The 13,082-nt window shown below is 73.6% G+C and carries 10 protein-coding genes; 7 read left to right on the forward strand and 3 right to left on the reverse strand.

The features are described from left to right. The first annotated feature begins 75 nt into the window (after positions 1–75). Together J2W21_RS12305 and J2W21_RS12310 are read left to right on the forward strand one after the other, a co-directional pair. Positions 76–1,689: an ATP-binding protein gene (locus J2W21_RS12305; protein WP_307114799.1), complete on the forward strand. Its 1,614-nt coding sequence runs from the start codon at positions 76–78 to the stop codon at positions 1,687–1,689. Next, entirely contained in the window at positions 1,686–2,384 is a 699-nt protein-coding gene (locus J2W21_RS12310) for a response regulator (RefSeq protein WP_307114800.1), read from the forward strand. The genes J2W21_RS12305 and J2W21_RS12310 overlap by 4 nt, the downstream gene beginning before the upstream one ends. Before the next feature lie 6 nt (positions 2,385–2,390). Here the strand turns inward: J2W21_RS12310 and J2W21_RS12315 are convergent, their stop codons facing one another. Then, a complete protein-coding gene (locus J2W21_RS12315; protein ID WP_307114801.1) occupies positions 2,391–3,635 on the reverse strand; it encodes an MFS transporter in 1,245 nt (414 codons plus the stop codon). A gap of 110 nt (positions 3,636–3,745) precedes the next feature. Between J2W21_RS12315 and J2W21_RS12320 the strand changes: the two genes are divergently transcribed. The 5 genes from J2W21_RS12320 to J2W21_RS12340 all read left to right on the forward strand — a co-directional run bounded on the left by J2W21_RS12320 (position 3,746) and on the right by J2W21_RS12340 (position 11,209). Further along, a complete protein-coding gene (locus J2W21_RS12320) occupies positions 3,746–4,519 on the forward strand; it encodes an SDR family oxidoreductase (RefSeq protein WP_307114802.1) in 774 nt (257 codons plus the stop codon). 82 nt (positions 4,520–4,601) lie between these two features. Continuing rightward, on the forward strand, positions 4,602–5,096 hold the full coding sequence (locus J2W21_RS12325; protein WP_307114803.1) for a PaaI family thioesterase: 495 nt from the start codon (positions 4,602–4,604) through the stop codon (positions 5,094–5,096). A gap of 53 nt (positions 5,097–5,149) precedes the next feature. Next, positions 5,150–8,338 carry a beta-phosphoglucomutase family hydrolase gene (locus tag J2W21_RS12330; RefSeq protein ID WP_307114804.1) on the forward strand — a complete coding sequence of 1,063 codons (3,189 nt, stop codon included), beginning with the start codon at positions 5,150–5,152 and terminating at the stop codon, positions 8,336–8,338. A 9-nt stretch (positions 8,339–8,347) separates the two neighbouring features. Continuing rightward, positions 8,348–9,124, forward strand: coding sequence for an IclR family transcriptional regulator (locus J2W21_RS12335; protein ID WP_307114805.1), 777 nt, complete (start codon positions 8,348–8,350; stop codon positions 9,122–9,124). A 156-nt stretch (positions 9,125–9,280) separates the two neighbouring features. After that, positions 9,281–11,209 carry an FAD-binding monooxygenase gene (locus tag J2W21_RS12340; RefSeq protein WP_307114806.1) on the forward strand — a complete coding sequence of 643 codons (1,929 nt, stop codon included), beginning with the start codon at positions 9,281–9,283 and terminating at the stop codon, positions 11,207–11,209. 215 nt (positions 11,210–11,424) lie between these two features. Here J2W21_RS12340 and J2W21_RS12345 read toward each other — a convergent pair whose 3' ends face one another. Continuing rightward, positions 11,425–12,348, reverse strand: coding sequence for a phosphotransferase (locus J2W21_RS12345; RefSeq protein WP_307114807.1), 924 nt, complete (start codon positions 12,346–12,348; stop codon positions 11,425–11,427). Beyond that, entirely contained in the window at positions 12,278–12,574 is a 297-nt protein-coding gene (locus J2W21_RS12350) for a hypothetical protein (protein WP_307005231.1), read from the reverse strand. Before J2W21_RS12350 ends, J2W21_RS12345 begins: the two co-directional genes overlap by 71 nt. Positions 12,575–13,082 lie beyond the last annotated feature (508 nt).

The following is a 13,082-nucleotide window of genomic DNA, read 5'->3' on the forward strand; positions in this document are numbered from 1 at the left end:
TGCGCGTCTTGCGAGGGTTATCAGCGTTAATTCAGGTTTCGAGCCTTCTGCTCATTCGGAGCAGGGCGTCCTGCGGTGAAGCGTGCCCGGGACTGGTGGGGTGCCCGTCCGCTGGCCTCGCAGATCCTCGTGTGGACTTTGGGCCTGCTCGTCGTCACGGCGGCGCTCGGGGCCCTGGTGGCCGGGCAGATCGTCGGCCAGATCCTCGACGACCAGTTCCGGCTCCGGGCGCTCGGCGTCGCCGAGTCCGTGGCCCAGATGCCCGAGGTCGCCGCAGACCTGGCCGCTGGCGATCCGGACCACCAGATCCAGGCCCTCGCCGAACAGGTGAGGACCCGGGCCAAGACCGACTACGTGGTGGTCTCCGACCGGAACGGCATCCGGTTCTCGCACCCCACGCCCTCGCTCATCGGCAAGCAGCTCGAAGAGCCCGTCGCGGTGCTCGACGGCCAGACGCATGTGGGGACCGACCACGGGAGCCTCGGCGACTCGGCGAACGCCAAGGCCCCCGTCCTCGACGGGTCCGGGAAGGTCATCGGCCAGGTGTCCGTCGGCATCCTGGAGACAGCGGTGACCACCGAGTTCGGCCAGGACGCCGACACGATCGCCGCCTACTGGGCGCTCATCCTGGTCCTCGGCGGCGCGGGTTCGTTCCTGCTCGCGCGGACCATCAAGCGGGCCACCTTCGGCCTCGAGCCGGCGGAGATCGCCTCGCTCCTGCAGGACCGCGAGGCGCTCCTGCACGGCATCCGCGAGGGCATGGTGGGCCTCGACGACGCCGGCCGGGTCACCGTGATCAACAACGAGGCACGCCGGCTCCTGCACCTCGGGGACACAGCCCTGGGCCGGCCCATCGAGGAGCTCACCCCGCCCGGCCGCCTCCGCGACGTCCTCACCGGCGATGCCCCGGGCACCGACCAGACGGTCATCACCGACGACGCCCTCCTCGTGGCCAACCGGATGCCCGTGAGCGTGGGCGGCCGCAGCGTGGGCGCTGTCGTGACGCTGCGCGACCGCACGGAGGTCGAGGCACTCGTCCGCGACCTGCGCTCGCTCGAGGGGCTCATGGAGGCCCTCCGCGCCCAGGAGCACGAGTACGCCAACCGCCTGCACACCGTGGGGGGCCTCCTGGACCTCGGCGAGCCCGAGCAGGCCCGCACGTTCATCTCCGGCATTGCGGACTCGTCCCGGTCCCTCGGCGAGGGCCTGCGGGCGCGGATCGAGCCGCCCGAGCTCGCGGCGCTCATCCTCGCCAAGATCACCATCGCCGCCGAGCAGGACGTGCATCTGGCCGTCTCCGAGGACTCTCGCCTGCGCGAGCCCGGCCTCGGCACGCAGGACCTCCTCACGATCGTGGGGAACCTCCTCGACAACGCGGTCGACGCCGTCTCCGGCCTCCCGGGGCCGCGGGAGGTCACGCTCACGCTCGACGACTCGTCCGGGGTGTTCGTCTCGGTGACCGACAGCGGCCCGGGGGTGCCCGCGGAGGCGGTGGACGACGTCGTGCGCGACGGCTACACGACCAAGCCGGGGAAGGCGGGGAAGCCCGACCTGCGGCGCGGGATCGGGCTCGCGCTCGTGACGCGGATCGTGCGGCGCGCGGGTGGCACGATGGACGTGTTCGCCGGACCCGGCGGGCGGTTCGAGGTGTGGATTCCGAGGGGCGAGGACGGGGAGGCGCGGCCGTGATCAGGGTGCTCGTGGTCGACGACGACTTCCGGGTGGCGCGGCTGCACGCCGCCCAGGTGGCCCGCGTGCCCGGGTACGAGTGCGTGGGCGAGGCGCACACCGCCGCAGAGGCGCGCGCGGCGATCGTCCGCGACCGCCCTGACCTCGTGCTGCTCGACGTGTACCTGCCCGACGAGGACGGCATCGCCCTGCTGAGCTCCCTGCGCGAGGCGGGGCACGACGTGGACGTCATCATCATCACCGCCGCGCGGGACATCGCGACCGTGCGCGCCGCGATGCGCGGCGGGGCGGTGCACTACCTCGTGAAGCCGTTCGGGTTCGAGCAGCTCGCGGGCCAGCTCGGGGCGTACCGGCGGTGGCGCGCCGACGCGGAGTCCCGCAGCAGGACCGGCATCACGGGCCAGAACGACGTCGACGCGCTCTTCGCGTCCCAGCGCGCCGCCGCGGCGGCCGGGACAGGAGCCGGCCCGGGGTCCGCGCGGCGCCTGCCGCCGACCATGCAGAAGGTGTTCGACGCCGTCCTCGCCGCCGACCGCCCGCTCGGCGCCCAGGATGTCTCCGACCTCATCGGGATCTCGCGCCCCACCGCCCAGCGCTACCTGAGCGAGCTCGAGCGGAAGGGCCGGCTCACGCTGCACCTCGAGTACGGGGCGACCGGCCGGCCGGTCAACACGTACGTCGCCGGCGCCGGCTGACGGGGATCAGCCGGCCTCATCGACGTTGCGCCGCCGGCCGGCGAGGTAGCCGAACACCGAGGCCCCGACGCCGATGGCCAGGAACGCCCAGCCGGCGAGGGAGAAGCTGCCCGTGGACTGGTGGATCTGGGCCACGAGGAGCGTGCCGAGGGACCCGACCCCGTAGCCGATGCCCTGCATCATGCCCGAGAGGTTCACGGCGGTGTGGCCGTGCCGAGTGCGGAGCATGATCATGGTCAGGGCGGCCGCGGTGAGGGCCCCCTGACCGAGGCCCAGGAGCGCGATCCAGACCCAGATGAGCTGGAGCGGCCCGAGGACGCTGAGGGCGAACCCGACGGAGGTCATCACGGCCAGCGTGACGTTGAGGGCGCGCTGGTCCCACAGCCGCGCGGCGAGGCTCGGCGCGAAGAGGGAGCCGAGCATCTGCAGCACGATCGAGGCCGAGACCATGAGCCCGGCCGTGGCGCCGTCGATCCCGCGCTCGCGCAGGATCGGGGACAGCCAGGCGAACACGCTGAAGGACGTCATGGCCTGGAAGAGCATGTACAGGGTCACGTGCCACGCGGTGGGCGAGCGCCACACCCCCGGCCCGCCGGCGGCCACGTGCCCGGCCGGGACGCGCCGGTGGCGGGCGCGCACGGCCACGGGCACGAAGAGCACGGCGACGGCCAGGGCCGGGAACGCCCAGAAGAGCAGGGCAGAGCTCCAGGACCCCGTGGCCTCGAACACCGGGTAGGTGAACCCGGCGCCCAGCGCGGCGGAGGCGACGATCGCCGCGGTGTAGAGGCCGCCCATGAGCCCTAGCCGGTGGGGGAAGTCCTGCTTGACCTCGCTCGGCAGGATCACGTTGCACAGCGCGATCGCGGCCCCGCACAGCGCGGTGCCGAGGATAAGCCCCGGGAGGTGCCCGGCCGGACCCCACTCGGAGGGCCGGACCAGGAGCCCCGCGGTGAGCACGGCCATGGCCCCGAGGAGCACGCGCTTCGAGCCGAACCTGCGGGAGAGCACCGGGGCCAGAGGGGCGAAGACGCCCAGCAGGGTCACGGGCGCGGTGGTGAGCAGGGAGACGCCCCACTCGGGCACCGAGCCGCTGGCCCGGATCTCCGTGAGCACGGCCCCGAAGCTGGAGAACGCGGTGCGCAGGTTGAGGCCGATGAGCACGAGGCACAGCCCCAGGAAGGCGAGGCGGGCCCGGCTGGGCGGTGCGGCACGGTGGGGGCGTGCCTCGGGTGCGTCGGTCGCTCGTGCCATGGGTCAGAGCGTAGCGGTCGGACCACAGCGGTTTCGACTCAGCCCGTCCTGCGAGACGCCGGCCAGCCGGACACCCCCGCGGCCGCCGCGCTGGCGCTTACGCTGGGTCCATGAGGATCGCCGTGGTGAGTGGAACGGGGACGGCCGGGTCGCGGGTTGCAGCGCTGGCCGACGAACAGGGCCACGACGTGGTGGTGATGACCCGCAGCGCCGGGGTCAACCTCGTCACCGGCGAGGGGCTCGCCGAGGCGCTCGACGGCGCCGACGTGGCCATCGACGCCTCGAGCCCCACTCCGCCGGATGAGAGCATGAGCCGCTTCGACGCCGTCGTGCGCTCGGCGCGGAACCTCGTGGACGCGTGCGTCGAGGCCGAGGTGCGGCGGCTCGTCCTGCTCTCCATCGCGAACATCGAGAAGCCGGAGTTCGACGCCTTCACCTACTACGTTGCCAAGCGCGACCAGGAGGAGGCGGTGCGGGACAGCGGGCTCGAGGTCTCCGTGGTCCGTTCGGCCCAGTGGTTCGAGTTCGCCGAGCGCTCGAGCGCGGTGGACTACGCCGAGGACCACGTCACCGTGCAGGACTGGTACGTCCAGCCCATCGCGGTCGCCGCGGTGGCCGAGGTCCTGCTCCGCGAGGCCACCCGCAGGAGGGCCCGGGACGTGACCATCGCCGGGCCGGAGGCGGTGCGGCTGCCCGAGCTCGTGCGCCGGCTGCTGCTGGCCCGGCACGATCCACGCCCGGTGGTCACGGTGGACCCACCGCTGCCGGGGTTCGCCGACGGAGCGCTCCTGGCCCCCGCGGGCGCGGAGATCCTCGGCCCCGGCGTGAACGGGTGGATCGCGGACCGCGCCGACGCCGACGCCGAGCCGGGCGGAGCCGAGTAACCTGCCGGCCGCCGGGATCGGTGGCACCAGCGGGCTGCTCCCGGATCCAGCCGGGACGCCCGCCCGAGCGAAAGGACCCCGCATGCCCGTGCCCGCCAGCCTGGAGGAGTTCGTGATCCGATGGGACGCGTTCCGCGCGGGCCTCGGCTTCGAGGAGATCACGGACACCCTCGCCATCGAGCCGCACGCGTGCGACGGCGCGTCCCTCGCCATGCGCATGCCGCTCGCCCCGCGCCTGCGGCAGGCGGGCGGGATGTTCGCGGCCACGGCGCTGTTCGGCGCGGCGGACGTCACGGGGACGTTCCTGGCCATGCAGGTCGTGGAGCCTGGCCACTTCCCACTGGCCGTGCAGTCGAGCCTGAACTTCATCGACAACTCCCGGGTGGGGCCGGCGATCGCGACGGCGCGGATCGTGCGGGCGGGCCGCACCATCGTGGTGGCCTCGGTGGACGTGGCCGACGCCGGCGGGAAGGTCCTCGCCACCTCGGCCTTCACCTACGTCCCCAAGCCGTCCGCGGGCCGGACCCCCGAGGGCGAAGAGCTCGAGCTGGAGAGCGCCCCCGCCCCGCAGGACTAGACGGATCCGCGCGGACTGTTGAGGTGACCGCGCCCCACTGGTAGGCATGGGCCATGCGGTCCCCCACGGTGGAAGCGATCCAGCCGCCGTTCAGCGCGGTCATCTTCGACCTCGACGGCGTGGTCACGGACACCGCCGCCGTGCACGAGGCCGCGTGGCGCGAGCTCTTCGACGCGGTCCTGCGCGACCCGCGCGTAGGCGCGGGCGCGGACACAGCCCCCTTCCGGCACGAGGACTACCTCGGCTACGTGGACGGGCGCCCCCGCCAGGAAGGGGTGGCCACCTTCCTGGGCTCCCGCGGGATCACGCTGCCCGCCGGCAGCGAAGGCGACGGGCCCGGGGCCTGGACCGTCCACGGTCTGGGGGCCCGCAAGAACGAGCTCTTCGCCCGGCACCTGGCCGCCTCCGGGGTCCAGGCCTTCCCCGAGTCCGCCGACCTCGTGGCCCGGCTGCGCGCCGGGCGCATCCCGGTGGCGCTCGCGACCTCGAGCCGCAACGCCCACGCCGTACTCGCGGCGGCGCACCTGCAGGACGCGTTCGACCTGGTCCTGGACGGGAACGAGGCCGCCGAGCTCGGCCTCCCCGGCAAGCCGGACCCGGCCCTCTTCCTCGAGGCCGCCCGGCGCCTGGGCGTGGACCCGGCGCGGGCCGTGGTGATCGAGGACGCCGAGGCCGGGGTGCAGGCCGGCCGCCGGGGCGGGTTCGGGCTCGTGGTGGGGATCGACCGGGCCGGGCGGCGCACCGAGCTCGAGGAGGCGGGCGCCGACCTCGTCCTCGGCGACGTGGGCGAGTTGGACCTCGGCCTCGTGCTCGCCGACCCGTGGACGCTCGTCTACGAGGGCTTCGACGCCGGCCACGAGGGGCACCGGGAGGCCCTGACCACCCTCGGGAACGGGTACATCGGCGTGCGCGGCGCCGCCCCCGAATCGGCCCACGGCGGCACCGGGTACCCGGGGACCTACCTGAGCGGGGTGTACAACCGGGTGGTGAACCTGGTCCAGGACCAGGAGACCGAGGACGAGCACCTGGTCAATGCCCCGAACTGGCTCCCCGTGGACCTGCGGATCGCCGGCGGCGAGTGGTGGTCCCGGGGCGGCCTCACGGTCCGCCGCGAGCGCCGCGTGCTGGACCTCGGTGCCGCGGTCCTGCACCGGCAGGTGGACCTCGAGGACGACGCCGGCCGGCGGCTCCGGGTGGAGCAGCGGCGGTTCGTCTCGATGGCGGAACAGCAGCTCATGGCGCTCGAGACCACGGTCACGGCCCAGGGCTGGAGCGGCGAGGCGGAGCTGCGCAGCGGGGTGGACGTGGACGTGGCGAACGAGAACGTGCTCGAGGACGCCCTCCTGGCCCGCCGGCACCTGCGCGACGTGACCCCCGCCGGCGGCGACGCGGAGGCGGGGGCCGGGGCCGGCGTCGTGATCGAGGCGGAGACGCTCCAGAGCGGGATCCGGATCGCGGTGGCCCTGCGCCACACGGTGGACGGGCAGGTGCCGGCGGAGGCGACCGGCGGCCAGGTGGGCGGCCTGCACTACCGCGAGTTCACCCTGCGGCTCGCGGACGGGGTCCCGGTGCGGGTGGCCAAGACCTGCGCGTACGCGACCTCGCGGGACCGCGCCGTCTCCTCGCCCCGGACCGGGGCGGTCGCGGTGCTCGAGCGGTCGCGGGGCGGGTTCGACGAGCTCGCGGCCGCGCACACGGCCGTGTGGGGGCGCGTGCGGCGGCTGTTCACGGTGGGGATCGACGCCGCCAAGGACGTCCAGCCCGTGGTCAACCTGCACGTGTTCCACCTGCTGCAGACGCTCTCGCCCATCGTCACGGAGCTGGACGTGGGTGTGCCCGCCCGGGGCCTGCACGGCGAGGGCTACCGCGGGCACGTGTTCTGGGACGAGCTGTTCGTCCTGCCCCTGATCACCTCCCGGATCCCGGCCGTGTCCCGCTCCCTCATCGCCTACCGGTGGCGACGCCTCCCGGCCGCGAGGCACGCGGCGGCCGAGGCAGGGCTCAAGGGGGCGCTCTTCCCATGGCAGAGCGGCAGCGACGGGCGGGAGGAGACGCCGCGGTGGCTGTTCAACCGCCGCTCCGGGCACTGGATCCCGGACGTCTCGCGGCTGCAGCGGCACGTGGGGCTCGCGGTCGCGTTCAGCGCCTGGCAGTACTTCGAGGCGACCCAGGACCGCTTCTGGCTGCTGCGGCACGGAGCCGAGCTCGTGGTCGAGGTCGCCAGGCTGTTCGCCTCGCTCGCCGAGCACGATCCCGCCGAGGACCGCTTCCACGTGCGCGGCGTCATGGGTCCGGACGAGTACCACACCGGCTACCCGGGCCGGGACGCGCCGGGGCTCGACGACAACGCCTACACGAACGTCATGGCCGCGTGGACCTGCCAGCAGGCCTGCCGGATCCTCACGGTCGTCGAGGGCCACGACCGCGAGGACCTCGTGGCCCGCCTCGCGATCGATCCGGAGGAGGTCCGGCGCTGGGAGCACCTGAGCCGGCGGATGGCGGTGCCGTTCCACGGCGACGGGATCATCAGCCAGTTCGCCGGCTACGGGGACCTGGCCGAGCTGGACTGGGAGGGGTACCGGGAGAAGTACCACAACATCGAACGGCTGGACCTGATCCTCGAGGCCGAGGGGGACACGACCAACCGGTACCGGCTCGCCAAGCAGGCGGACACGCTCATGCTGCTCTACCTGCTCGGCGAGGAGGAGCTCCAGGCCGTACTGGCACGACTGGGCTACACCGTGACCGCGTCCCAGCTGGACCGGACGGTGGACTACTACCTCGCCCGCACGGCACACGGCTCGACGCTCAGCCGCGTGGCGCATGCCTCGGTGCTGGCCAGCATGGACCCCGAGCGGGCGTGGGAGACGTTCCGCGAGGTCCTCGACGCCGACCTGGACGACACCCAGGGCGGGACGACCCAGACGGGCATCCACCTGGGCGCGATGGCGGGCTCGATCGACGTGGTGCAGCGCAGCTTCGCGGGCCTGCGCCTCACGGGCAACGCGCTCGTGTTCGCCCCGCGGCTGCCGCGCGAGGTGCGCTCGGTCTCCTTCCGCGTGCGCTACCGGGACCAGCTCCTCGACGTGCACCTGACCCATGCCGCGCTCGAGGTGGCCTCGGCGCCGGGGGACGCCGCTCCCGTCCGCGTCCGGGTCGGGCCGGAGGACGCCCTGCTCCACCCGGGCACCGCCCACCGGTTCGGCGTCCCGCCGCTCACGGAGGACACCACGAGCGCTTAGCATTCTGCTATGCAGAACATGAGAATCGTGAAGCGGCCCGAGTACGCGGTCGACTCGGTCGACAACGCGCTGCGGATCCTGCTCTTGCTGCAGGAGCGCGAGTGGCTGCGGATCGCCGACGCCGCGCGAGAGCTCGGGGTCGCCCCGTCCACCGCCCACCGCCTCATGTCCACGCTCGTGTTCCGCGGCTTCGCCCTCCAGGACGACCAGCGCCGGTACACCGCCGGCCCGAGCCTCGCCGCCGGGCCCGCCCAGCGGCACGTGCGCGGCCTCGTCGCGGCGGCGCGGCCACGGCTCGAAGCCCTCGCGGCGCAGACCGGCGAGACCGTGAACCTCGTGGAGCGCGTGGGGGCCACCGTGCGCTTCCTCTCCACCGCCGAGGGCCCCCAGCTGCTGCGGGTCGGGGACCGGACGGGAACCGTCCTGCCGGCGCGGACCGCGTCCGGCGGGCTCGCGGCCCTCGCCGCTCTGCCCGACGCGGTGGTGGACCAGCTCTACACGGGCCGCGGGGCGCAGCTGGGCGGCCACTCCCTCACCCCTGCCGAGCTCGCGGACCTCCGCCGCGAGCTCGCCGAGGTCCGCGGGCGCGGGTACTCGCGCAACCTGGGCCGCACCGAGCCCGAGATCGCCGCGGTGGGCGCCGCGCTCGCCCTGCCCGGCCGGCCCGGGACCCTCGCCGTGACGCTCAGCGCACCGATCTCCCGGGCCGCCGCCCTCGAGCGGCCCGAGACGGTCGCCGCCCTGGAGGCCGCCTGCAGCGCCCTCCGGGCCGAGCTCGCCCCCTGAGCCGGGTATTCTGCAGAGCAGAACAGATTCGCCGTCCCGGTGATGCCTGTCACTACCCTCGGTGGTGGGCCCCGCGGGCAGTGCCGCCCGCGGGGCCGACAAGGACCGCGGGGCCGACGGGGGCCCTCGCGCCCGTGCGAGCAACGAGGAGCGTCTGTGCAGTTCTACCTTGACGGCTACCGTCCCGGAGACCCCGAAGACCGGCCCGCGGCCCCCGGCACCGAGCCGGCCGCCGGCAGCGGCGCACTGCCCGAGGAGGTGGACGTGCTCGTGGTGGGCACGGGCCCCGCGGGCGTGGTCCTCGCCGCCCAGCTCGCCGAGTTCCCCGGCATCACCACCCGCGTGGTGGAGCGCCGCGGCGGCCCGCTCGAGATCGGCCAGGCCGACGGGGTCGCGTGCCGCACAGTGGAGATGTTCACCGCGTTCGGCCTCTCCGAGAAGCTCCTCCGGGAGGCGTACTGGGTCAACGAGACGGTGTTCTGGGGGCCGGCCGACGGCGGGATCGCCCGCACCGGCCGCATCCAGGACGTCGCCGAGGGCCTGTCCGAGTACCCGCACGTGATCGTCAACCAGGCCCGCATGCAGGACTACCTCCTCGAGAAGATGCGCTCCTCCCCCTCCCGGCTCGTGCCGGACTATGGGCTCGAGGTCACCGACGTCGAGGTCCTCCCCGAGGGCGGCGACCACCCCGTGAAGGTGACGCTCCGGGGCGAGGGCGGGGACACCGCCGTCGTGCGCGCGAAGTACGTGGTGGGGTGCGACGGCGCGCGGTCCGCGGTGCGGAAGTCGCTCGGGATCGAGCTGCGCGGCGACGCGCGCAACCACGCGTGGGGCGTCATGGACGTGCTCGCGGTGACGGACTTCCCGGACATCCGGCTCAAGTCCGTGATCCAGGGCCCGTCCGGCGGGAACATCCTCATCATCCCGCGCGAGGGCGGCTACCTGATCCGCTTCTACGTGGACCTCGGCGACCTCGAGCCCGGCGACCGCGAGGCGCGCAGGCGGTTCACGCGGGAGTCGATCGTCGAGGCGGCGCAGGAGGTCCTGCACCCGTACACGCTCGAGGTGAAGGACACCGCGTGGTGGTCCGTGTACGAGGTGGGGCAGCGCATCGCGGACCGGTTCGACGACGTGGCCGACGCCGAGCGCGGCACGCGCACCCCGCGCGTCTTCATCGCGGGGGACGCCTGCCACACCCACAGCGCCAAGGCCGGCCAGGGCATGAACGTCTCGATGCAGGACGGCTTCAACCTGGGCTGGAAGCTGGCCGCGGTGCTCGAGGGCCGCAGCCCGGAGTCGCTGCTGGACACCTATGCCGGGGAGCGCCGCGCGATCGCTCAGGAGCTCATCGACTTCGACCTGCGCTTCTCCACCATGATGGCGGCCAAGCCGAAGGACCCGGCCCACCCGGAGGCCGGCGGCGTCGACGCTGCGGAGAAGCAGCGCATCTTCACCGAGGCGGGCCGCTTCACGGCCGGTTTCGCCACCGAGTACGCGCCGGGGCCGCTCACCGGCTCGGGCGAGCACCAGTCAGTCGCCGCGGGGTTCCCGGTCGGGCAGCGCTTCTACTCGGCGCCGGTGGTCCGGGTCGCGGATGCGAAGGGGATCGGCCTCGGGCACGTGGCCCGGGCGGATGGGCGGTGGCGGATCTACGCGTTCGCCGACGCCGGGGACCCGCACTCCCCCGAGTCCGGCATCGCCCGGTTCTGCCGCTTCCTCGCCGAGGCTGAGGGCTCGCCCGTGCGGCGTTTCACGCCCGACGGCGCGGACCCGGACGCCGTGTTCGACGTGCGCGCGGTGTTCCAGCAGGGCCACCGGGACCTCGCGGTGGAGAAGCTGCCGGAGTTCCTCAAGCCCCGCAAGGGCCGGTTCGGGCTCGTGGACTACGAGAAGATGTTCGCCCCGGATCTCCAGGCCGGCCGGGACATCTTCGACGAGCGCGGGATCGACCGCGAGCGCGGCGCCGTCGTGGTGGCCCGGCCGGACCAGTACGTGGCGCAGGTCCTGCCGCTCGACGCGCACGCCGAACTCGGCGAGTTCTTCGCCGGGATCCTGCTCCCGGCGGTCCAGCCCGCGCGCGCGTAGGGCCCTCCCCGTTGAGGAGTCACCTCCGCCCGCTCAAGGAGTCACCTCCGCGTGCTCAAGGAGTCGCCTCCGCCCGCTCCAGGAGCCAACGTCCTGACGCTGACTCCTCAACGCTCCGGACCTGACTCCTCAACGTGCAGTTCATGACTTCTCAACGCGTCGGAGGTGACTCCTCAAGGGGCCGGACGTGGCTCCTCAGCGGGCACGGGCGGCCTTTACAGCGCCGCGCTGATCCGCTCCCCCTCGGCCTCGAGCCAGGCGAGCCGGCGCAGGATCCCTTCCCCCACGCCGTCCTCCCACATCCGCGCCCAGCCGCCCCCGAGCGTCTGGGCGCGGTGGCGCATGAGGTGCCACGACCGCTCGGTCCGTCGCACCGCGGTGGGGATGAGGCGGGCGCGCGCGGCGTCGTCGAGCCCGTAGGCGTCGGCGACGAGGCGGGTGCGCACGACGGCGTCGACTCGCCGGAGCGCCCCGCTGCGGTCCCGCTCGGGAGAGAGGGGCGCCCAGTGCAGGCACAGGTTCACCACCTCGTCGACGCGGGTGGCGGGCCGGACCAGGTCGAAGTCGATGAAGGCCACGGCCTCGCCGCCGCGGAACACGACGTTCTCGGGGGTGATGTCCAGGTGCCCGATCAGCTCCGGGGAGGCGTCCGGCTCGGGCGGCATGCCGGGCAGTTCGGGCGGGGCGACCGGCTCGAGGAGGCGGGCCGGGGGCGCGAAGCCGGCCACGGCGTCGTCGTACGCGCGCAGGAGGCGCGCCACCGAGGCGAGCCGGGAATCGTCGGCGAGCCACGCCGGGTGCGGGCGGCCGGCAACCTCCCCCTCGATGAAGGTCAGGACCTCGCGGCCCCGGCCGTCGAGCCCGAGGAAGCGCGGCGCCCCGTCGAAGCCGACGGCCTCGAGGTGCGCCAGCACGGCGTGGACGAGCGGCGAGTGCGGCCCTAGCGGGCGGCGCACCGTGTCCCCCACGCGCACGATCCCCTCGGTGACGTCCCCGCCGGCAAGCGGGATTTCCGGGCGGTCGGACGGAGCGTCGCGGTGATGGGTCGGAGCCGAAATCCCGTTCTCCTCAGTGCTCGTCGTAGTGGTGCTCGTGCTCGGCGTGCTTGTGGCCGTCGTGGACGTAGTCGACGTGGTCACCGTGCTGGATCTCCTCGTGGCCGCAGCCTGGCCCGTGCCGGTGGTCCTGGGCGCTGTGCTCGGCGACGTGCTCGTGCTCGTCGTAGTGGTCTCCGTGGAGGAAGTGGCGGTGGTCGTCGTGCACGTAGTCGACGTGGTCGCCGTGCTCCACCGCCTCGTGGCCGCAGCCGTCTCCGTGCTCGTGGTCGGAGATCCGGTGTGACTCGTGGACGTGCGTCTTGGTCATCTGTGCCAGCCCCTTCGCCGTGCCTGGTGACGTTCCGGCGGCTCGCCGGGCGCCTGGAGCCAAGCCTACGGAGGGGGCGCCGCGCGAGGCCAGAGGGGGCGCGCACCGTCACACAGACTTCCGCAATGCGAAAATGGAATTTCCTCTTGCGAAATCCGAAGTGAGGGTCCTACTCTGGGTACACCAATCCAGAACGTGAGGCAGCTCACTCAGCCGCCTCGCCGACACAGAAATGGCAATCCGATGAATCCCTCTGCTGGCGCCGCGCTGAAGGCGAGTTCGGTGCGCGCCGGGAAGTGCAGGCACCGTCGCCGCCTTCCCCAGACTCTGATCGTCCGTGGACGCCCCAGACCGACAGGCCGTCCGCGGCCGCCCTTCGGTCTCGCCTGACGCCACTTTCGACGCAGAGCACTCCACCGCAGCTGAACCATCGGCGGCACCGCCTCGGCGGGCCTGCCGCGCACGGGCCGGAGCGCACCACGCCCGGCCCCGTGCAGTGAGTCCTTCT

It is taken from the genome of Sinomonas atrocyanea (assembly GCF_030811715.1).
Classification (GTDB): Bacteria; Actinomycetota; Actinomycetes; order Actinomycetales; family Micrococcaceae; genus Sinomonas; species Sinomonas atrocyanea_A.